Consider the following 19,022-nt stretch of genomic DNA (forward strand, 5'->3'; position numbering starts at 1 on the left):
GGGTCGACGACCGCTGGGATCAGGAATCGTGCTGCGGGGGAGTGATGATCGCGGCGTTGACCAACGACAGCAGGTCCTCGACCCCGGTGCCGTCGGGCAGTTGGGTGGCGAAGTCGGTTTCCAGCGAGGCCAGCCCGTGCGCCATCGCGAAGGTGGCGATCGCGATGAGATTCCCGGGCACTCCGCCGCCCCAGCCGTCATCTGCGGCGTCGGAGACGGTGCGCATGTGGAGTTCCCACGCCCGTGCACGGGCCGCGACCAGCTCCGGTGCCTTGTTGTCGACCAGGCGTGAACCCAACATCAGGCCGACCGCGGCGCGGTGGTCGCGGGCGAACCGGACATAGACCTGGCCCAGAGTTGCCACAGCCTCTCCGAGCGGCGCGCTGTCGGACAGCTGTTCGAGCGCGCGGGTGTGCTCGGCGTGCAGGGTGTCGAACCCCTGCACGGCCACCGCCGTGAACAGTGCACGACGATCGGCGAAGTGGTGGGCCACCGACTGATGGGTGATTCCCACGCGGCGAGCGATGGCGCGGAGGCTCGCCTTCTCCGGACCGGCCTCGTCGAGCTCGGCGACCGCAGCGACGAGCAGCGCCTCCCGGATCTCGGGCGTGGTCCGGCGTCGGATCGGGCAAGCCGGCTTCTGCATGCTCGCGATTATGTCCCACCGGTGGGTGTGAGTCGGCGGACTCGAGGTCGATGGGGTGTATGTGCTCGAGGCACGCCTCGTACCCCTCACGTCCGCCACGGCCCCTTAGGTTAGGATGCGCTAACTGGCAGGTCGGGGTTGTCCGGTGCCGCTCTCGGCAGCGCCGATTCGTGAAAGGGCTTGTTGCATGCGTGCGTCCGGAATTCGACGTGGAGTGGTGTTCGCGGCGGCGATCGTCGTGGGATTGGCGGGGTGCTCGTCTCAGTCGGACGGCGAGAACGATTCGGCTGCCGGTGGCGGAACACAGAGTGTGGAGCATGCTCGCGGTACGGCAGACGTCCCGACGAATCCGCAGCGGGTCGTCGTGCTCGAGCCCGTGGAACTCGATACCGCGGTCGCGCTCGGGGTGACGCCGGTGGGCGCCGCGGTGGCCAGCAACGTGGCGGGCATCCCGAAGTACCTGGGCGTCACTGGGGTGGAGCCGGTCGGAACGGTGCCGGAACCCGATCTGGAATCCATCGCCGCCTTGAAGCCGGACCTGATCCTGGGTACCGAGTCTCGTCATTCCAAGCTGTATGACCAGCTCGAGTCGATCGCGCCGACGGTCTTCATGGCGTCGCAGGCGGACCCCTGGCAGGAGAACGTCCTCCTGGTCGGGCAAGCGTTGGGCCGCAAGGACAAAGCGCAAGAGATGCTGAACGGCTTCAATGAGCGGTGCGCCCAGATCAAGGACACCTATGACGTCGAGGGCGAGACAGCGAATCTGATCCGGCCTCGCGACGAGACGACACTGAGCCTGTACGGACCGACCAGCTTCGCCGGCGGGACCCTGCAGTGTGTGGGGTACACGATCCCCGATCGTGAATGGGAAGACGGTCTGCAGGCCGACATCTCGCCGGAGAACATCCGGCAGGCGATCGCCGACGACGTGTTCATCACGACGAGCGATGTCGACGACCCGTCGACGATCCCTGCTGCCATCACCCAGAACCGGGCTGCGTTTCCTTCGGTGACATTGGTGGACACCAGCTACTGGATCTCGGGAGTCGGGCTCAAGGGCGGCGCACTTGTTCTCGACGACATCGAGCGGTTCCTCCAGAAACCCTGATGTCCTTGATCGACGCACCTGCCGGCACCGGCAGCGAGCCCGCGGTGTCCGACCGGACGCTGCGGGCCTTGCGCGCGCCTGTCGGCCTGGTGGGCGTGGCGCTGCTTCTCATTGTCGCGGTGGCGATGTCGCTGATGATCGGGTCGAACTCGATCACGCCGGCAGCGGTGCTCGAGGTTCTCCGGGGTGGTGGTTCGCCCGAGGCGCGGTACGTGGTCATGGAGCTGCGGATTCCGCGTACGGCCGTCGGCCTGGTGGTGGGGGCCGCACTCGGCGCCGCCGGAGCGTTGATCCAGGCGTTCACCCGTAATCCCCTCGCCGACCCGGGAATTCTGGGAGTCAACGCGAGCGCTGCGTTCGCGGTTGCGGTCGGGGTGGCGTTCTTCGGGCTGCAGAGCATTCTCACCTCGGTCTGGCTGGCGCTTCTGGGGGCGCTGGTGGTCACGGTCGCGGTGTACGTCATCGGCTCGTCGGGCCGGGGTTCGGCCGACCCGGTGCGCCTCACCTTGGCCGGTGTGGCGTTGGGCGCGGTGTTCTCCGGCATGACCACGGGTATGACGCTGAGCGATCCGGATGCCTTCGAGCACATGCGGTCGTGGAACGCCGGCTCGCTGGTCGGCCGCGGGCTGGACGTGTTGGCCCCGACCGTGCCGCTTGTCGCGATCGCCTTGCTCGCGGCGTTCGCGATGGCCGCCGGGTTGAATGCGCTTGCGCTGGGCGAGGATGTGGCCCGGGCGCAGGGGGCCAACGTGGTCGCCCTCCGGATCGGTGTCATCGCGTCGGTGACGGTTCTGGCGGGGACCGCGACCGCGCTCGCCGGACCGATCGCATTCGTGGGACTGATGGTTCCGCATGTGGCGCGATGGCTGTTCGGGGTGGACCAGCGCAGAATTCTGGCCGCATCGGTGGTCCTGGCGCCGGTGCTCGTTCTGTTCTCCGACGTGCTGGGGCGAATCCTCATCTCGCCGGCGGAGATCCCGGTCGGTATCGTCACGGCGTTCGTCGGGGCCCCGGTACTGATCGTGCTGGTTCGTCGGCAGAAAGCGAGCACGCTGTCATGACCGGCACCGGGTTGATCGACGTCGGTTACCGCAGGCGGGTGATCGGCATCGGTCCGTACGCAGTGCCGGTGCGGACGCGCAGCGTGGGCGTGGGTGTCGGCCTCGGTCTCGCCGTCTTCGTCCTCGGTGTCGTCGCGCTCGGGCTGGGGACCTATCCGCTGTCACCGCTCGCCGTCGTCGACACCCTGCTGGGCGGGGGCGACGCGCTCGATCGCACCGTGGTCTTCGAATGGCGACTGGCGCGCACCGTCGCCGCGATCGTTCTCGGCGCATTGCTGGCCGTGGCCGGTGCGATCTTCCAGACGGTGACCCGAAACCCGTTGGCCAGTCCGGACATTCTGGGTCTGTCCAACGGGGCGTTCACCGGCATGCTGCTGACCGTGGTGGTGTTCTCGGCGAGCTGGTCGCAGATGACAGCAGGAGCGGTGGTCGGCGGTGTCGTGACCGCTGCACTGATCTGGATGCTCGCCTACAAGGGCGGATTGCAGGGCTTCCGGCTCATCGTCACCGGCATCGGGGTGGCGGCGATGCTGGCGTCCCTCAACACGTGGATGCTCCTGGAGGTCGAGCTGGACACCGCGATGTTCGCCTCGGCCTGGGGCGCGGGAAGCCTGAACGGTGTCACGGCAACGCCTTTGATCGGCGCTGTGGCCGTGGCGATCGTCCCGGTGGTGGTGCTGGCGGTCCTGACGCCGCGGCTGCGGCAACTCGACCTCGGTGACGATGTCGCCGCGGCCACCGGTGCCCGCCCCGCCCTCGTCCGCACAGTGGTACTGCTCAGCGCGGTCACGCTCGTGTCCGCGGCGACCGCGGTGATCGGGCCGGTCGCCTTCATCGCCCTCGCGGCACCGCAGATCGCACGGCGGCTGTCCGCGACTCCGTATCTGTCCCTGACGGTGTCGGCCCTCGTGGGGGCGCTGTTGCTGCTGGCGTCGGATGTGATCGCCCAGCACGTCCTGCCCGTGACGCTGCCCGTCGGTGTGGTCACCGTATCGGTGGGGGGCGTGTATCTCGTTGTCGTCATCATCCAGGAGATCCGTCGCCGTGCCTGATCATCACCCAACCGCACCCGGCAACCCGACCGGGGTATCGATGGAGAAAGCCGTGCGGCTGCGGGCCGACGACGTGACTCTCGGTTACGACGGCAAGGCCATCATCGCCGGGCTGAGTGCGTCGATCCCGGACCGGTCGTTCACCGTGATCATCGGACCGAACGCGTGTGGCAAATCCACACTTCTCCGTGGCCTGTCACGGCTTCTCGCGCCCACGTCCGGGCAGGTGATCCTCGACGGCAAGGCGATCTCCAGCCGACCGGCAAAAGACGTGGCGCGGCGACTCGGTCTGCTCCCGCAGTCCGCGATCGCGCCGGACGGGATCACGGTCGCCGATCTCGTTGCGCGGGGACGATACCCGCACCAGGGTCTGCTGCGACAGTGGAGCAGCGCCGACGAGGGTGCGGTCCTCGACGCGCTCAGGGCAACGGGGACTGTCGATCTCGCGCCACGACGCGTCGACGAGCTCTCCGGCGGGCAACGCCAACGCATCTGGGTGGCCATGGTGCTGGCGCAGGAGACCGATCTCCTGCTGCTGGATGAGCCGACGACGTTTCTCGACATCGCCCACCAGGTCGAACTCATGGAACTGTTCGCACACCTCAATCGTCAGGGGCGCACCATCATCGCGGTCCTGCACGACCTGAATCACGCAGCCCGTTACGCCGACCACATCATCGCCATGCGCGACGGCGAGATCCTCGCGGCCGGCACGCCGTCGGAGGTGGTCACCAGCGACCGGGTAGAGCAGATCTACGATCTGCCCAACGTCGTGATCGCCGACCCCATCACCGGTGGGCCCCTCGTCGTACCACGACCGATGCCGGTCGGATCGATCCAGCACGAGGAGGCAGCAGTACAGTGACGCAGTCGATCCAATCCACCCGGCCGTGGGAGTACAGTGCCTTCCCGGTGACAGTCGCAGGATCACAACGGATCTCGCCGAACTTCATCCGCGTCACCCTGTTCGACGCGGCGTTGCGGAATTTTGCTCCCTGGGGCCTCGACCAACGCATCAAGCTCGTCCTGCCCATGGCGGATGGCACCGAACCCGACTTCGGACTCCTCGGGGACCCGACCCCGCATCCGAAGCAGTGGTACACCCGTTGGAAGGAGCTCCCGGCGGACCGCAGGAACGAGCTGCGGACGTATACGCCGTCGGCGATTCGCCCCGACCGGGGTGAGATCGACGTCGACGTGTTCGTTCACGAACCGGCCGGGCCGGCCTCGCGGTGGGCCCTGACCTGTTCGGTCGGCGACCGACTTGTGATCACCGGTCCGGACGTCCGGGTCGGGCACACCGGCTACGGGATCCACTACCAACCGCCCCGCCCGCCCGAACGGCTACTTCTGATCGGTGACGAATCCGCGATGCCGGCCATCGCCAACATCGTCGCCGCCACCCCGCTCACCACGCGCACCGATGTGTTGCTCGAACTCGCCGACCCGCTCGACGACATCGTCGGCGCGGGTCACCCGCACGCTCGGATACAGCACGTCACCCGCGGGCCCGACACGGGCAGGAGGCTCGAAGAAGCGGTGCGGGACTGGGGCGCCCGGCATGCCGAAGGCTTCCGGGACGCACTCCCCGCCGCCTATGCCTGGATCGCCGGTGAGGCAGCCACGACGACCCGGATTCGCCGGTACCTCACCCACGAACTCGGCATGGACAAGAACCACGTCGCGTTCCTGGGTTACTGGAAACTCGGTGGGCCGCTGGTCGGGTGAGGGGCGGGGTCGGGAATCAGACTGTCTCGCCGCCCCTCCGAGTCACCGTCCCATGGAGTAGAACTCGTCGTTGGGTGCGACCGCCGTCAGATGTGCGAGACGGTTGGATGCGGCGAAGAACGCCGTGATCGCACCGATGTCCCAGATCTCGTCGTCGGTGAGCCCTGCGGACCGAGCCCGGGCCATGTCACTGTCCGCGAACAGTTCTGGTGTCCTGGTGAGGGCGAGGCTCAGATCGACGATCGCGCGCTGCCGATCGTCCAGGATCGTGCCCGCCGGGTTGGTTGCGACATGATCGGACAGGTGTGAGTCCTTGGACCGCACACGCAGAATGGCGCCGTGGGCGACGACGCAGTAGATGCAGCGGTTCGCTCCGGACGAGGCGACGACGACCAGCTCGCGTTCGGCTTTCGACAGCGGGCCGGGTTGGTCCATCAGGACGTCGTGGTAGTCGAGAAAGGCTCGCAACTCGTTCGGGCGGTGACCCAGTGCGCGAAAGATGTTGGGTACGAAGCCCGACTTCACCGCGATGGGCTCGATGCGTTCTCGGAGGTCGGGTGGCAGGTCGGCAAGTTCGGTCATCGGGAACCGACTCGTACTCATGGGAGCGCCTTTCGTCGCGGGGCGGACTCGGTTCAGTCCGCTACTGACCCGCGACCGTCACGACACATCCATCGGAGGACCCGGATTCACCGGTCGCGAGAGGTCAATGATCGCGCCGGGGAGGCACCACCGACCACCCCCTGAAGGAGGGGACGCGGTGCTCATGCCGGTCGCAGTTCGACGCGGGTGCGTCGAACTGCGACCGCCGGACGGGTCAGCGAGACTGTCCGCGGTATTTCCGGTAGTACTCGTCGTACATGTCGGAGTTCCGCTCGCGTTCGAGCTTGTTGATGAGCTCGGGGTCGAGCCCGTGTTGCACGAGTCGGTAGCGGCGGTACACGCGGTTGAGCGCGATCGAGAAGAACAGGTACGACAGCAGGATCGGCATGGTCATCGTGATCCGGACACCCAGCGGTCCTGGCACGAACAGCATGGGTAGCACCAGCAGGACGCACGGTATCGCCCATCGGACGACCATCCTCACCGATGCTCGCGGGCCGGCCAGGTCATGGCTCACCCACTCGATCATCGAGTGCGGCAACCGGCCGCCGTAGGCGTACTTGACGTACTGTCGTGCGCTCGGCGTGACCCGCTGCCGGGTCGTCGTGGGAGCCATCAGTGTCGCCATCGGGTGTCCGCCTTCTACGAGTTGTCCAAGCGCTGTCGGCGTGACGGGTCGACAAGTGGTCCTCCGCGTCGCGCCACACTCTTCAACATACTTAGTGCCCTAAGTATTGCGCCACTAATTGTGAGACGTCACGCAGGTTCGGGGAACGGATGCGACGACGTCGGGTTCAGGACTCGAGTGCGCCTGCCGCTAGCGCGGCAGCGTTGATCCTGCTCAGGACGTCACGCAACTCCTCGAGCTCCGAGATGTCGGTCCCCAGCCTGGCGACGACTGCAGGCGGCACGGCGAGGGCCTTGTCTCGCAATCGGCGGCCCTCCTCGGTGAGGCGAACCTCCATCGTGCGCTCGTCGCCCTGTCGGCGGGCGCGGTCGATCAGTCCTTGGGCTTCGAGTCGCTTGAGCATCGGTGACAGCGTCGCCGAATCCAGCTGGAGCCTCTCGGCGATGACCTTCACCGAGGGGGCCGTGTGATCCCCGCCCGGACGTCGATCGTGGTCCCACAACGACAGCATCACCAGATACTGCGGGTGGGTGAGTCCCAGGGGTTCGAGGACGGGCCGATACACCGCCAGGACCGCGCGGTTCGCGACGGCAAGGGCAAAGCAGACCTGCCGCTCGAGACTCAGGGAGTCGTTGCCGTCGTCGGCATCTGCGTCGGCACCCATGGGGTCACAGTACCGTCGCCCGGCGATCGGCGATCTCGGGAACCGCCTGCCCCGAGCAGGTGGCCGAACCCGGCCCGATCGCGCGCCACGGCGACAACCTTGCCAACGCGCGATGTCATATATAGAGTCCCTGCCACTGGCAGGCTGAGTGCTTGACGGGCGGAACATTCGAGTCGCCCCACCTCGAAGCCTCACGTCGATGGGGGTCCGATGAAGAAGTCCGATGCACGAGGTCGCTCGTGGTGGATCGTTCTGGTGGTCATCGCCGTGATGGCGGTGTCGGCGTTCTACGTGGGCAAACTGCGTTTGAGTGAGATCCCGGACCGGGCGATCGGGCACTCGCCGGCGGTGCCGCAGGCGGGCGCCGTGCGGGACAAGTCGATCGAGTACGAGGTGACCGGTCAGGCGGGTGCGTCGGCTCGCGTGTCCTATATCGAGCCTGGCGGGCGGGTCGTCGACGACAGGGTGTCCGTTCCGTGGCGGGTGGTGCTCCGAACGCGGGAACTGACGACGTCTGCCGGTGTCCTGACGCAATCGTCCGGCGGTGCGGTGTCATGTGCGGTGCGGGTCAACGGATTCGAGCGTGCGCGCCAAGCCGGTTCGGGTACCGGCGGCAGCACGGTCGCCAACTGTCTGGTCCCGGTGGCGTAGGTGCGGGGGACAACGGGGGAGCAGCACATGATGGACACGCACGGGCGGTTCGCCCGACTACGACTGGGGCTCGTCTCCGAGATCCGCCGTCCCGTCCGGACGGAGGTGATGCGCGACCACCGCGCGAGCCGTCCCCGGTTGGCGCGGTTCCTGTATGCCTGTTCGATCCCGGTCATCGTCATCTGGCTGCTCATCGCGGGTGGTCTCAACATCGTTGTGCCGCAGCTGGAATCGACGGTCACCGAACACGCGCAGTCCTTCCTGCCCGACGAGGCGTCGTCGGTGCAGGCCCTGGTCAAGATGGGCGAGTACTTCGGCGGCGGGGGCAGCAACAACTTCGTCTACGTCCTCATGGAGGGTGACGAACCGCTGGGACCGGAAGCCCGCACCTACTACAACGAACTCCTGGCCGAGTTGACCGCGGACACCGAACACGTGAACTCCGCGATGGACCTGTGGTCGAATCCCGATCTCGCCCCGGCCGCGCAGAGCTCCGACGGTCATGTCGCCTATGTGCTGGTCAACCTCGCCGGCAACATGGGCACGGCGCTGGCCATGGAGTCGACCCAGTCCGCGCGCGACACGATCGCGGCATCGACGCCGCCACCCGGCGTCGACGTGCACATCACCGGGCCGTCGGCCGTCGTCAACGACGAGATGGTGGCCATCAACGACTCGATCATTCTCCTGGTGTCGGTGTGCGCGTTGCTGGTCGGCGCCGTGCTACTCCTCGTCTACCGATCCGTGGTCACTGCGATGGTCCCGCTGTTGGGCGTGGGACTGGCGTTGGCGGTGGCCCGCGCGACCATCTCCTTCCTGGCCGAGAACGAGGTCATCAAGGTGTCGATCTTCGCTGCGGCGCTGTCGGCGGTGATCGTCCTGGGGGCGGGCACCAACTACGGGATCTTCCTGGTGGGCCGCTATCAAGAGGCCCGGCGGAAGGGGCGCGACCCGGAGGACGCCTATTACGACGCGCTGGCCGGTGTGCAGCACATCGTCGTCGCGTCGGCGCTGACCGTCGCGGGTGCGATGGCCTGCCTGGCCGCCACCCGACTCGCCATGTTCAGTACGTCGGGATTGCCCTGCACCATAGCGATTCTCATCACTCTGGCCGCTGCGCTCACGCTCGGGCCCGCGGTACTCGCGGTCGCGACTCGACTGGGTTTCGTGGAGCCGCGGGAGTCGGCGTCACCGCGCCGCTGGCGTCGGATCGGGACCACGGTCGCACGCTGGCCGGGCCCGGTACTCGCGGCCGCACTCGCAGTCCTCGCGGTCATGATCATCCCGCTGTCGATGTACGCGCCGAGCTACAACGAACGCCGCGCGCAGCCGGCGGACTCTCCCGCGAACGTGGGATTCGCTGCCGCAGATCGACATCTGGCGCCCAACATCATGGCGCCGAGTGTGCTCATCGTCGAATCAGACCACGACATGCGCAATTCGGCAGATCTGATCGCGCTCGCGCAGATGACCGACGCGGTCGCCTCGATCGACGGTGTGAACGCGGTGCAGGGAATCACCCGCCCCCTCGGGCAGACTATCGACCAGGGAACCCTCACCTCGCAGGCGGGTTACATCGGCAACCGCTTCGGACAGATGACATCGCTTCTGCGAGATCGGATCACCGATCTCGATGCGATCGGCGCAACTGTCGACCGTCTGGACACAGCCATCGACGGCGTCGACGCCGCGCTGCGGCAAGGGGCGGCCGGCGCGGGGTCGCTGTCCGACGCCACCACGCAACTGCAGCAGACCAGCGACTCGACGCTGGCCAAGGTCGACGAACTCTCGGCTGGGATCGCACCGATGCGGGCTCGTCAGGTCGATCCCCCAGTGCGGGGATGTCGCCGCGTGCCGCACCGCGCTGACCGGCTTGTCGGTGCTCGATGACGTTCCCGCACTGCGGGAATCGGTCCGGGGTCTCGTGAGTGGCACCCGGTCCCTGAGCGGCGCATTGCCCACCGCTGCCGAGCAGATCCCGACCTTGCGCGCCACGGTCACACAGATCCGCGAACTGATCGGGCCGTTGCGCACCACCCTGGGGGCACTTCTCCCGCAGGTGGGCGAGATCACCGACTTCCTCGACGAGGTCAGTGGCGCCTACTCGGCGGGCAGCCCCGCCGCCGGCGGCTTCTTCCTGCCCAGCCAGGCGTTGGAGAGCCCGCTCTTCCAGAGCGGCATCCCGTACTACTTCTCCGATGACGGCAAGGCGACACGGATGATCGTCACCCCACAGCGCGAGGGCTTCAGCCGCGACGCAATGGACGTCAGCGCGGAGGTGATCCCCACCTCGCTGGCGGCGATCAAGAACACGTCGCTGGCCGGATCCACGGTCAGCATCGGCGGTCCCGGCGGCACACTGCTGAACATCGAGTCGTTCGCGCACGAGGATTTCATCGCCATCGTCGTCGCAGCCTTCGCCTTCGTGTTCTGCGTGGTCCTCTTCCTGCTGCGTAGTCTGGTTGCCGCGCTCGCCGTGATCGGGACCGTCGGCCTGTCGTACCTGTCGGCAATGGGGGTGTCGGTGTTCCTGTGGCAGGGCATCATCGGCAATCCACTGCACTGGTCGGTCGCACCGATCGCGTTCACCTTCCTGGTGGCCGTCGGCGCCGACTACAACATGTTGCTGGTCAGCCGCTTCCGGGAGGAGTACGGGGCCGGCGGCGGTACGGGACTGATCCGCGCGATGGTCGGGACGGGAAGTGTTGTCACGCAGGCAGGTCTGACGTTCGGTATCACGATGCTCGCCATGCTTGCCAGCTACGCCCACAACGTCGCCCAGATCGGCACGACCGTCGCCATCGGACTCCTGATCGACACTCTCATCGTGCGGACCCTGGTCATGCCCGCGATCGCCCGACTGTCCGGCCGGTGGTTCTGGTGGCCGACGCCGTTCGTGTCGTTACCGACGCGGCGGCCCCGTCTGGAGCCCGACCGCGACGTGCGGACGAGGACGACTGTCGCGCAACAGCTCTGACGGCCGTTCGGATCCGGTCCGCCACTGCACCGGTTCGATGCGTAGCGAGCTGATGTGGCCGTCGGCGTCGACCGTGAACCGGTTGGCCAGATCCACCCTGCCGCCGGGAAAGTCACCTTCGATGCGCTGTATCGCGATGATGGCGTCGCCATCACGCGCGACGCGCATGAGCGTCGCCGTGTACGTGAATGTCGCGGCGACCGCCGTACGCCAGGAGGCGATCGCGGCTCCGCTCAGGGGCCTCGAGATCGCGTGGCCGGTCGACGAGTGACCCCGGCGGCGACGGGCTGCGGGTTTCACGGCCTCCCTCGAGGGGCACGCAGTGGACACAACCCGACGACAGGAGCCCGGCGCATGAGTCACAAGCCCCCGAAGGACGTCCAGGAAGCAGCCCAGCGCGCGGTCCGATGGATCGACGACGGCAAGGCCGGGAAGGGGTTCACCGACACCGGCCGTCACCGGGCCCACCAGTTGGCCGAGGGCAAGGACGTCGACGACGAGCAGATTCGCAAGATGTGCAACTACTTCTCCCGCCACGAGGTGGACAAGGACGCCACCGGGTTCAGCAACGGCGAGGACGGTTTTCCCTCGGCCGGACGTGTGGCCTGGGATGCATGGGGTGGCGACCCCGGACGCCGATGGGCGAACTCGCAGAAGATCGAGGGGGAGTGACCCAGGACGCCAGGAGAACTCGGTGAAGATCACGGTGTTGGGGGCGCCGAGTAGTGCCGGTGCCTACTGCGTGGGCGTCGAACGTGCGCCCACCGCATTGCGGGATGCCGGCCTCGTCGAGCAGCTGGCTGCCACCGGCGCGGATGTCGTCGATGCGGGGGATCTGACGACCCGGTTGTGGTTTCCCGACCGGGAGAGCCCGTTCGCGCAGAACCTGGGTGAGGAGACAGATGCACTCGAGGAGCTCTCCGCAGCTGCTGCCGGCTTGCTCGCAGCGGGGCAGCGTCTGCTCGTGCTCGGCGGCAGCTGCACGGCTGCGGTCGGGATGTGCGCCGCGATGGCGTTGTCCGGAGAGCGGCCCCGCATCGTCTACGTGGACCGGCATCTCGATCTCAACACCCCGCGCTCGACGGCCGAGGGTTCGCTGAGCTGGATGGGCATGGCGCACGCGTTGGCCGTCGATGGGGCGGCGCCGGAGTTGGTCGGCCTCATCGACCGCACGCCGATGCTGCACCCATCGGACCTGGTCTACCTCGGAGTGGATGTGACTCGGGAGACCACTCAATGGGAACGCGATCAGGTTGCCGAGCTCGGGCTCGCGATCGTCGATCAGCGAACGCTCTGCGACGACCCCGGAGATGCGGCCCGCACCGCCCGCAGCACTCTCGCCCCCGGTCCGTTCGTGGTGCACCTCGACGTCGACGTGCTCGACTTCTTGGACGCGCCGATCGCCGAGAACGTGAACGGACGCAACAGCGGCCCGACCATCGCGATCCTCGAACAGGCCCTGATCACGCTGCTGCGAGACCCTGGGTGTCGGGGGATGTCGATCGGGCAGCTGGACCCCGCGCACGCGGCGGCGGATCGAACCGCGATACCAAGGCTCGTGTCGGCGCTCGTGTCGGCACTGACCTTCGTCTGAGCGACCCGAGAATCGGCTCGCTGCGGCCGGCTCTGTCTGACTCGACGCGGACAGATGTCGTCACGCTCGTTCGTTGGGTCAGGAACGAGAACCCCCGACGATCAGACCGCGATCACCTCGGACCTGACCTCCGGAACGAGAGGAAACACCTGCGTCGCGATGCGTTCGAGTTCTTCATGGGCCGGTGAGCACTGGATCAGCAAGAGGGTGAGGCCGGCGTCCTGATAGGCGCGGATCTTGTCCGCGACGATCTCGGGGGTGCCCACCAGTTCTGGCCGGAGACCGCGGGTGCCGACCGAGTACTCGCGCCTGGTGAGCTCCACGTCGAGTTCGGAGTTGCGCGCGAACTCCTCGAACGATGCGTACCCCGGTGAGTGCGGGTCGACCGTGGTGATGCGGTCGAGTTCGGCTCGGGCCTGCGCCTCGGTGTCGCGGACGATCACATAGGCCGACATCCCGAACTCGGCCATGTCGCGCCCGTGAATCCGCTGCGACCGGTTGTTCATGTCGGCGATCTTGGCGCGCACCTCGTCGACCGTACCGCCGTGCAGCACATAGGAATCGGCGAAGCTGGCAATAGACTCGCGGCCGCCCTCGCTCTCTCCACCGGCGAAGATCGGTGGCTGGGCGACGGGTTTCGGCGACAGGATCGAGTTGTGGACCGAGAAGTGTTCACCCGTGTAGGAGAACGGGGTGTCGTTCCACAACCCCCGGAGGATGTCGACGAACTCCTCAGCTTGCCGATAGCGCTCGTCATGTCGGGTGAAGGCGCCACCGTACTGCTTCGCCTCTTCTTCCCACCATGCCGCAACGACGTTGAGAGCGAAGCGCGCGGAGTCCGGAGACGTACCAGCGATGTCGGTGATGGTCGCGGACTCCTTCGCGGTCACAGCCGGTAGGTGGAATCCGGCTCGCACCGCGGTCATCACCCGAAGCTGCTCGGTGACGGCGAGAATCGCCGACGACAGCGACCACGCTTCCAGGCTCGGGGCTTCGATTCCCTTCCGGTCGTTCAGATACAGCTCGGGGACGAGCGTCGTGTGAAAGCCGAGACGATCAGCGAGCTGGGAGAGTCGTTTCACGTACTCCCACGTGGCCGGCATGGCCTCGTCGCCGACGTTGCGCAGGAAGCCACCGTAGATCGGGGTCCAGTATCCGAAATCCATGTCAATCCTTCGTGATCGTGTCGAGAGATGAGCGCAGGTCGTCGATCAGGTCGTCCGGGCTCTCGAGACCGATCGAGAGTCGAACCGTGCTCCTGGTGAAGCCGACGGACGCGAGGCGCTCATCGTCGAAGTGGCTGTGCGTGGTGGTGGCCGGGTGCACCACGAGCGAACGGACATCTCCGATGTTCGCGACGATGGAGAACACCTGCAGGGAGTCGATGAACTTCTCCACGTCGCTCTCATCGCCGGCGAGGTCGAAGGAGAACACCGAACCGGCGCCGCGCGGCAAATACCGTTGCGCCGCAACGTGCCAGGGATTGCCGGGGAGGCCGGGATGGTGGACCTGCACGACAGCGGGGTGCGAGTCGAGAAAGCGCGCGACGGTCGCAGCGGTCGACACCTGCCGCTCCAGGCGCAGGTCCAGCGTGTCCAGGCCCTGGAGAAGCTGGAAGGAGTTGAACGGTGACAGAGCGGGTCCGAGGTCGTGGACGAGCTTGGTCTTCGCGTAGACGAGGAACGCGCTGCGGTCGCGACCGAACGCGTCCCACAGAATCAGATCGCCGATGCGCGGATAGGGTTCGGTGAACTGAGGCCACCGTTGCGGCTCGGCCCCGAAGTCGAAGGTGCCCAGGTCGACGACCACTCCGCCCAGCGAGGTGCCGTGGCCTCCGATGAACTTCGTCGCCGAGTACACCGCGATGTCGGCGCCGAACTCTTTCGGCCGCAGTAGATACGGGGTGGCGATGGTGTTGTCCACCACCAGCGGAACCCCGACCTCGTGAGCGATCCGTGCCACCGCCTCGACATCGAGGACCGACGCAACCGGGTTGCCGATGGTCTCGGCGAAGAAGGCACGGGTCTGCGGTCGGGCCGCGGCGCGCCATCCGTCGAGGTCGTCCTGGTCGACCAGGGTCACCTCGATTCCGAAGTCCGCGAATGTGTCGGTCAAGAGATCGACGGTACCGCCGTATAACTGGCGGGCAGCGACGATGTGCTGGCCGGTCTTGGCGAGCGTGAGCAGAGCGACGGCGACCGCCGACTGCCCGGACGCGGTCGCGAGGGCTGCGACGCCGTCGTCGAGGTCGGCGATGCGTTGCTCGAAGACCGTCTGGGTCGGATTGCCGGTGCGACTGTAGAGGTTTCCCGTTCGGCGTAGCGAGAAGATGTCGCGCGCCTGCGCGAAGTTCCCGAAATCATAGGCAACCGATTGGTAGATCGGCGGGATCGCGGTGTTCTGCGCGGTGCCCGGCGTATAGCCCGAGCGAACCTGTCGGGTCGCGAACCCTGGGGACTGGGGCATGGGTCAGTTCGTTCCTTCGCTGCGTCGGAGATGTGTTCGAAACAAAACACCGAATGTTCGCCGAACACACCACTTCTGCTCTGGGTGAGCGAATCAGTTGTTCGTCCGATGCTCCGTCGGTCAGGGTTGCGGTCATCATCAGCAAACCGAGATCGACCGGAACGAGGGACACCGTGAGCACCGATTGGCTGGAGCCCGACGCCGCCGCACGAGGGTCGGTGGTCGTCGTCACCGGACGCGGCGAGCGTGCGGACGTGTACCGACGGTTCGCGCGTCGGATCGCGTTCGATGGTTACCGCGTCGCGATCGTGGACAACGTGCCGAAGTCGGTCGTCCGTGCCGTCACGTCGGCGCCCGGTCCTGGGCCCCTCGTCGTGGTCGGATCGGACAGTGGTGCGGTCACCGCTGTCGAGATCGCGCCTGAGTATCCAGCCGTCGTGGGCGTCGTGCTGGCAGGATTGCTCGTGGACGGCCCCCCAGCCGTTGCCGGGGAGTGGGACGAGGAGCTCGACGCAAGGTCGGCGTGTCCGGTCCATCGCGGTGTGTTGGCATCACCTGGGGCGATCGAGCGCGGAGCGCTGCAGGACTCGGCGCCCGGCGCGACCCCCGCTGCCCTGGCACGCGTGCACACTCCGGTCCTGCTCATACACGGTGAAGCAGACAGGGTGAGCCCGGTCGAGCCGGTCCTCGCGGCGTCGACCGTTCTTCCCGACGTGCGTCTCACGCTGGTACGCGGCGGGCGCCACGACATCCTCAACGACGTCACTCACCGCAGTGTCGCCGCGGAGATCGTTCAGTTCCTGGAACGGTTGCGGGCGCCCGGGAGCGTCGACCTGCTCCGCCGAGACCCGGCCAGAACCCTTGCGTCGTAGTCCACGCCGTCACGAGAACACGGATCACACGTGAGCGGAGGAGTGAGGTGACGGTGGCGGCGGACCCGGCGATCGTGGATCCGTCCTGGCTGTTGACGAGAGTCGCCGACCGCGGCAGCGAGCTGGCCGATGCGGTCGCCGACCTCGTTCACTCCGGCGAGCTCCCGCCGGGGTCCAGGCTGCCGACCGTCCGTGCGCTCGCGAAGGCGGGTGACCTGAGCGTGGGTTCGATACTCCACGCCTGGGGGAAACTGCAAGAACAGGGGATCGTCCAGACCAGGCGCCGTGGCGGCACGGTCGTACTCCCTCCCGAGGACAGCGTTCCCGAGCGCGGTCTGCGCGAGTGGCGAGGCGTCGACCTCGCGCAGAACGCCCCTGACCTCGCCCTCCAACCGTCGTTGGCCGACGCGCTGGTCTCGAGTCTCGGCGCCGAGACCCTCAACGTTTTCGGTCGCGAGATCATGACCGAGCGGTTGCGAACTGCGGCGCTGTCGACCTGGCCGTTCGAACCGCAGGCCTGGGCCACTGCCGGCGGCGGTACGGAGGCATTGCTTCTCGCCATCGAGGCCGCGGCCCCGGCGGGAGCCACGATCGCCGTGGATGAACCCCTCGGGCCGGGAGTGTTGGACACGATCCGCGATCTTGGACTGAACGCGATCGGTGTCCGTGCCGACCATTGCGGGCCCCGCGCGGACGATCTCGACAATGCATTTCGGGCGGGCGCGACCGGCTTCGTCTTTCAGCCGGGTGCCCCGTTCGGCGTCGACCACATCGTCACGGACGACCGTGTCGCCGAGCTCGCTCGAGTTCTCGAGCGGCACCCCGCAGTATGGATCATCGAGGACGATTCGATCGGTCCGCTCGAACCGGAGCCGCTGCCGTCTCTGGGGGCCGACTTCCCGGATCGTGTCGTACGAATCCGAAGCTACTGCAAGGCTTACGGAATCGACGTCCGGACGTCGGTGCTCGGCGGGTCGCGACATCTGATCGACGCCGCGATGAAGAAGCGCAGCCACGGCGTCGGTTCCAACAGCAGGATTCTGCAGAACGCTCTGGCCTTCCTGATCGAGAGCGCAGACGCTGATCGGGTCGTCGCCAGAGCGCGCGAGCGTTACGCCGCCAGGCGTGCCCTGTTGCTGGATGCGTTGCGCGAGCGGGGTATCGAGGCTCACGCCGGCCCGCGGAGTCTGGTGGTGTGGGTGTCTGTGGACGACGAAACCGCAGGGCTCGTTGCTCTTGCCCGGCAGGGCATTTCGGTCGGATCGGGGTCTCGGTCATTCGTCTGCGCCCGTGAACGCCACATGCTGCGGATCTCGGCGACCCAACTTCCCGACGACGCTGAAAGTATCCGCCGGCTCGCCGATCTCGTTGCGGTGGCCATGACGGAATCATCTCGCGAGTTCTTCGACTGACCGGTTTGTTCGAGAATCTGAACAACATTCTCAATGTGTTCGGAGCAGGCGGAATTTAATATTCCGTGATCAACGAATCGCTGAATACGCTGTGAGACAGACCTTGTGGGTGTATGAACCCGTAGCCTGATGAAGGAGCATGACCATGTCGAGACGTCAGCTGAAGCTGGGCGCGGTTCTCACCCCCACCGGAGGTCCGGGGCACCCGTACACGTGGCTCGATCCCGAAATACCGGGTGATGCGAGCGTCGACATCGACTGGTACATCGAGTACGCACGCCTCGCCGAAGAGGCCAAATTCGACCTGGTCTTCATCGTCGACAGCCAGTTCATCACCGCCGACTCCCCACCGCACTACCTGAACCGGTTGGAGCCCCTGACACTGCTCTCCGCTCTTGCGGTCTCCACCAACAACATCGGGCTGGTCGGAACCCTCACCACGTCCTACAACCAACCGTTCAACGTCGCCCGCCGCTTCGCATCACTGGATCTGATCAGCCGAGGGCGTGCCGGATGGAACGTGGTCACGAGCGGTGACGGCGGCACCGCCGGCAATTACGGACTGGACGAACACTACGACTACGCCACCCGATACGGACGCGCCGCCGAACACCTCGAGGTCGTCCAGGCTCTGTGGGACTCGTATGAAGACGACGCGTTCGTCCGGGACCGGGCCACCAAACGTTTCCTCAACCCGGAGAAGCTGCACACGCTCAACCACCGCGGTGAGTACTTTTCGGTGACGGGCCCGCTCAACATCTCCCGGTCTCCGCAAGGACAACCGGTGATCTTCCAGGCCGGCGATTCCGATCAGGGGCGTGACCTCGGCGCCCGATTCGGTCAGGGGATATTCACGCATGCACCGAGTTTCGAGGCCGGGGCGGCGTTCTATGCCGACATCAAGTCCCGCGCGGCCGCCTATGGCCGGTCACCCGACGAGCTCGTCATCCTCCCCGGTGTGTCCGTCTTCGTCGGCGACACCGACGACGATGCGCGTGAGATCGAGCGCGAGACCCAGCTGTCCGACAACGACTTCCAGCGCTCCCTCCGAGAGTTGGGTCGCCCCTTCGGCTGGCACGACTTCAGCCGATACGACCTGGACGCACCCTTCCCGACGGAAGCGCTCGTCGACGCCGAGCGCAGCTTCTACACCCAGGCCAAGAAGATCACCGAACTCGCCTCGTCGAACGGCTTCACACTGCGGCAGACGGTCGAGACACTGAACGCGCCCAAGAAGTCCCCGTTCACGGGTGGCGCCGAGACCGTGGCGAACGAACTGCAGCGCTGGCTCGACGGGCGTGCGCTGGACGGCATCAACATCCACATCGGTCACCCGGCGCAGTTCCGGCGCTTCGTCGACGAGGTTCTGCCGATCCTCCGCGAGCGGGGTGTGGTCCGGGACGAGTACGACCACGACACCCTGCGCGGCAACCTGGGCCTGCCGTTCATCGAGAACCGTTATACCCGTGCACGATCCGAGGAGTTTTCGGAATCGCCCCGCAGCGATTCCGCCGCGATTCCCGCATCGGTCTGAACCCCTGTCGTCCAGCACCCCACGCC

18 protein-coding genes and 1 pseudogene are annotated in these 19,022 nt (G+C 66.7%); 13 read left to right on the forward strand and 6 right to left on the reverse strand.

Annotation, left to right across the window (positions count from 1 at the left end; all coding sequences use genetic code 11):
- Positions 1-19: 19 nt before the first annotated feature.
- Complete coding sequence (locus tag MAY35_RS09080; protein WP_238420905.1) at positions 20-646, reverse strand: TetR/AcrR family transcriptional regulator; 627 nt, start codon at positions 644-646, stop codon at positions 20-22.
- Between the two features lie 187 nt (positions 647-833).
- On the opposite strand from MAY35_RS09080, the gene MAY35_RS09085 reads away from it, so the two are divergent.
- From MAY35_RS09085 to MAY35_RS23365, 5 genes are read left to right on the forward strand one after another with little or no spacing between them, the layout of a single operon-like run.
- Positions 834-1,754, forward strand: a complete 921-nt coding sequence (locus MAY35_RS09085; protein ID WP_238420907.1) for an ABC transporter substrate-binding protein — start codon at positions 834-836, stop codon at positions 1,752-1,754.
- Entirely contained in the window at positions 1,754-2,815 is a 1,062-nt protein-coding gene (locus MAY35_RS09090) for an iron ABC transporter permease (RefSeq protein WP_238420909.1), read from the forward strand. The genes MAY35_RS09085 and MAY35_RS09090 overlap by 1 nt, the downstream gene beginning before the upstream one ends.
- On the forward strand, positions 2,812-3,867 hold the full coding sequence (locus MAY35_RS09095; RefSeq protein ID WP_238420911.1) for an iron chelate uptake ABC transporter family permease subunit: 1,056 nt from the start codon (positions 2,812-2,814) through the stop codon (positions 3,865-3,867). Before MAY35_RS09090 ends, MAY35_RS09095 begins: the two co-directional genes overlap by 4 nt.
- 40 nt (positions 3,868-3,907) lie before the next feature.
- Positions 3,908-4,732, forward strand: a complete 825-nt coding sequence (locus tag MAY35_RS09100) for an ABC transporter ATP-binding protein (protein ID WP_238421053.1) — start codon at positions 3,908-3,910, stop codon at positions 4,730-4,732.
- A 47-nt stretch (positions 4,733-4,779) separates the two neighbouring features.
- Entirely contained in the window at positions 4,780-5,595 is an 816-nt protein-coding gene (locus MAY35_RS23365) for a siderophore-interacting protein (RefSeq protein WP_238420913.1), read from the forward strand.
- 42 nt (positions 5,596-5,637) lie between these two features.
- Here the strand turns inward: MAY35_RS23365 and MAY35_RS09110 are convergent, their stop codons facing one another.
- The 3 genes from MAY35_RS09110 to MAY35_RS09120 form a co-directional block, all read right to left on the reverse strand.
- The gene (locus MAY35_RS09110) at positions 5,638-6,198 is read right to left on the reverse strand and encodes a peroxidase-related enzyme (RefSeq protein WP_238420915.1); all 561 of its coding nucleotides are present in this window, start codon (positions 6,196-6,198) and stop codon (positions 5,638-5,640) included.
- Between the two features lie 214 nt (positions 6,199-6,412).
- A complete protein-coding gene (locus MAY35_RS09115) occupies positions 6,413-6,826 on the reverse strand; it encodes a DUF5313 domain-containing protein (RefSeq protein ID WP_238420918.1) in 414 nt (137 codons plus the stop codon).
- Between the two features lie 166 nt (positions 6,827-6,992).
- A complete protein-coding gene (locus tag MAY35_RS09120) occupies positions 6,993-7,490 on the reverse strand; it encodes a MarR family winged helix-turn-helix transcriptional regulator (protein WP_238420920.1) in 498 nt (165 codons plus the stop codon).
- Positions 7,491-7,700: 210 nt separating this feature from the next.
- Between MAY35_RS09120 and MAY35_RS09125 the strand changes: the two genes are divergently transcribed.
- The 5 genes and pseudogenes from MAY35_RS09125 (at position 7,701) to MAY35_RS09145 (ending at position 12,712) form a co-directional block, all read left to right on the forward strand.
- Positions 7,701-8,141 carry an MmpS family transport accessory protein gene (locus MAY35_RS09125; protein ID WP_238420922.1) on the forward strand — a complete coding sequence of 147 codons (441 nt, stop codon included), beginning with the start codon at positions 7,701-7,703 and terminating at the stop codon, positions 8,139-8,141.
- A gap of 108 nt (positions 8,142-8,249) precedes the next feature.
- A pseudogene (locus MAY35_RS09130) lies at positions 8,250-11,118 on the forward strand (RND family transporter).
- A gap of 37 nt (positions 11,119-11,155) precedes the next feature.
- Complete coding sequence (locus MAY35_RS09135) at positions 11,156-11,389, forward strand: hypothetical protein (RefSeq protein ID WP_238420924.1); 234 nt, start codon at positions 11,156-11,158, stop codon at positions 11,387-11,389.
- Positions 11,390-11,472: 83 nt separating this feature from the next.
- A complete protein-coding gene (locus tag MAY35_RS09140) occupies positions 11,473-11,790 on the forward strand; it encodes a PIN domain-containing protein (RefSeq protein WP_238420926.1) in 318 nt (105 codons plus the stop codon).
- A gap of 22 nt (positions 11,791-11,812) precedes the next feature.
- Entirely contained in the window at positions 11,813-12,712 is a 900-nt protein-coding gene (locus tag MAY35_RS09145; RefSeq protein ID WP_238420928.1) for an arginase family protein, read from the forward strand.
- Positions 12,713-12,813: 101 nt separating this feature from the next.
- Here the strand turns inward: MAY35_RS09145 and MAY35_RS09150 are convergent, their stop codons facing one another.
- Together MAY35_RS09150 and MAY35_RS09155 are read right to left on the reverse strand one after the other, a co-directional pair.
- A complete protein-coding gene (locus MAY35_RS09150; RefSeq protein ID WP_238420930.1) occupies positions 12,814-13,878 on the reverse strand; it encodes an LLM class flavin-dependent oxidoreductase in 1,065 nt (354 codons plus the stop codon).
- Between the two features lies 1 nt (position 13,879).
- Positions 13,880-15,178: an O-acetylhomoserine aminocarboxypropyltransferase/cysteine synthase family protein gene (locus tag MAY35_RS09155; protein WP_238420932.1), complete on the reverse strand. Its 1,299-nt coding sequence runs from the start codon at positions 15,176-15,178 to the stop codon at positions 13,880-13,882.
- Positions 15,179-15,351: 173 nt separating this feature from the next.
- Between MAY35_RS09155 and MAY35_RS09160 the strand changes: the two genes are divergently transcribed.
- From MAY35_RS09160 to MAY35_RS09170, 3 genes are all read left to right on the forward strand, one after another.
- Entirely contained in the window at positions 15,352-16,050 is a 699-nt protein-coding gene (locus MAY35_RS09160; protein WP_238420934.1) for an alpha/beta hydrolase, read from the forward strand.
- Between the two features lie 47 nt (positions 16,051-16,097).
- Complete coding sequence (locus MAY35_RS09165) at positions 16,098-17,462, forward strand: aminotransferase class I/II-fold pyridoxal phosphate-dependent enzyme (protein ID WP_238420936.1); 1,365 nt, start codon at positions 16,098-16,100, stop codon at positions 17,460-17,462.
- 145 nt (positions 17,463-17,607) lie between these two features.
- Entirely contained in the window at positions 17,608-18,996 is a 1,389-nt protein-coding gene (locus tag MAY35_RS09170) for an LLM class flavin-dependent oxidoreductase (protein WP_238420938.1), read from the forward strand.
- Positions 18,997-19,022 lie beyond the last annotated feature (26 nt).

Origin of the sequence: Gordonia sp. 'Campus' (assembly GCF_022206305.1) — a bacterium.
Lineage (GTDB): Bacteria > Actinomycetota > Actinomycetes > Mycobacteriales > Mycobacteriaceae > Gordonia.

Coding starts and splice junctions, on each gene's coding strand:
- MAY35_RS09080 (WP_238420905.1), bottom strand. CDS start 646: ATGCAGAAGCCGGCTTGCCCGATCCGACGCCGGACCACGCCCGAGATC.
- MAY35_RS09085 (WP_238420907.1), top strand. CDS start 834: ATGCGTGCGTCCGGAATTCGACGTGGAGTGGTGTTCGCGGCGGCGATC.
- MAY35_RS09090 (WP_238420909.1), top strand. CDS start 1,754: ATGTCCTTGATCGACGCACCTGCCGGCACCGGCAGCGAGCCCGCGGTG.
- MAY35_RS09095 (WP_238420911.1), top strand. CDS start 2,812: ATGACCGGCACCGGGTTGATCGACGTCGGTTACCGCAGGCGGGTGATC.
- MAY35_RS09100 (WP_238421053.1), top strand. CDS start 3,908: ATGGAGAAAGCCGTGCGGCTGCGGGCCGACGACGTGACTCTCGGTTAC.
- MAY35_RS09110 (WP_238420915.1), bottom strand. CDS start 6,198: ATGAGTACGAGTCGGTTCCCGATGACCGAACTTGCCGACCTGCCACCC.
- MAY35_RS09115 (WP_238420918.1), bottom strand. CDS start 6,826: ATGGCGACACTGATGGCTCCCACGACGACCCGGCAGCGGGTCACGCCG.
- MAY35_RS09120 (WP_238420920.1), bottom strand. CDS start 7,490: ATGGGTGCCGACGCAGATGCCGACGACGGCAACGACTCCCTGAGTCTC.
- MAY35_RS09125 (WP_238420922.1), top strand. CDS start 7,701: ATGAAGAAGTCCGATGCACGAGGTCGCTCGTGGTGGATCGTTCTGGTG.
- MAY35_RS09135 (WP_238420924.1), top strand. CDS start 11,156: ATGCGTAGCGAGCTGATGTGGCCGTCGGCGTCGACCGTGAACCGGTTG.
- MAY35_RS09140 (WP_238420926.1), top strand. CDS start 11,473: ATGAGTCACAAGCCCCCGAAGGACGTCCAGGAAGCAGCCCAGCGCGCG.
- MAY35_RS09150 (WP_238420930.1), bottom strand. CDS start 13,878: ATGGATTTCGGATACTGGACCCCGATCTACGGTGGCTTCCTGCGCAAC.
- MAY35_RS09155 (WP_238420932.1), bottom strand. CDS start 15,178: ATGCCCCAGTCCCCAGGGTTCGCGACCCGACAGGTTCGCTCGGGCTAT.
- MAY35_RS09170 (WP_238420938.1), top strand. CDS start 17,608: ATGTCGAGACGTCAGCTGAAGCTGGGCGCGGTTCTCACCCCCACCGGA.